Source organism: Azospirillum griseum (assembly GCF_003966125.1).
GTDB classification, from domain to species: Bacteria; Pseudomonadota; Alphaproteobacteria; order Azospirillales; family Azospirillaceae; genus Azospirillum; species Azospirillum griseum.
Genome location: NZ_RXMA01000112.1, coordinates 1 through 892, shown reverse-complemented (window position 1 = coordinate 892; position 892 = coordinate 1). Strand labels below are relative to the sequence as shown.

General features: G+C 70.0%; 1 pseudogene. It reads right to left on the bottom strand.

Features of this window, described 5'->3' with window-relative positions:
- Positions 1-89: 89 nt before the first annotated feature.
- Positions 90-892: pseudogene (gene tnpC, locus EJ903_RS26375) on the bottom strand (IS66 family transposase); the annotation flags it as partial.

Genomic DNA, 892 nt, shown 5'->3' with positions numbered 1-892 from the left:
GGGCTACGCCCGACCTCCGTCGCGACGGCGACGTCCTTCATTCTCATCCAGATTGACGCCCGTTCTCACCGTGATTGTCGGGCCATAGTCTTGCCGCGTCTGGTGTTCGCGGCGATGTCGGCCAGCTTGAAGAAGCCGCGCCGGGCATGCGCCCAGCACAGCACATCGCTGATCGGCCCCGGCTGGCGGTCGGGTTCGTACAGCCGATTGTAGCCGGCGAACGCATCGGCCTGCAGCCAGCCCGTGAAGCCGGCCAGGTGCCGTTCGGGATGCTCGCCCTTGCGGTCGCGCGAATAGTGGAACAGCGCTGCCGGTGGGGCTTGGCCGGCAAACGGCCGGTCATCACGCACATACACCCACAGCCGCCCGGTGTCGGTCTTGCCCTTGGCCAGCACCGGCACCGGCGTGTCGTCGCCATGCAGGCGATCCGCCGCCATCACATGCGAAGCGATCAGGTCGTGCAGCGGCTTCAGCACCGCGGCGGCGGCGCCCACCTGGTCGGCCAGGGTGGACAGGCTGAGCGGCACGCCCTCCCGCGCGAAACGCTCGGCCTGCCGGTTCAGCGGCTGATGCTGGCCGAACTTCTCGAACAGGAGGGTGGCCAGCAGGTTGGGGCCGGCCCAGCCCCGCGGGGTGGTGTGGAACGGCGCCGGCGGCTGGGTGATCGTCTCGCAGGCCCGGCAGGAGAACCGCTCGCGCACCGTCTGGATCACCTTCCATTGGCGCGGGATCACCTCCAGCGTCTCGGTGATCGTCTCGCCCAGCTTGCACAGCTTGTCCGAGCCGCAGCACGGGCAGCTCGCGGGGGCCGGCACAACGACGCGCTCGCGCGGCAGGTGGCCGGGAAAGGGTTGGCGTGATGGCCGTTTGCGGGTGAAGGCCGCCACCGCGG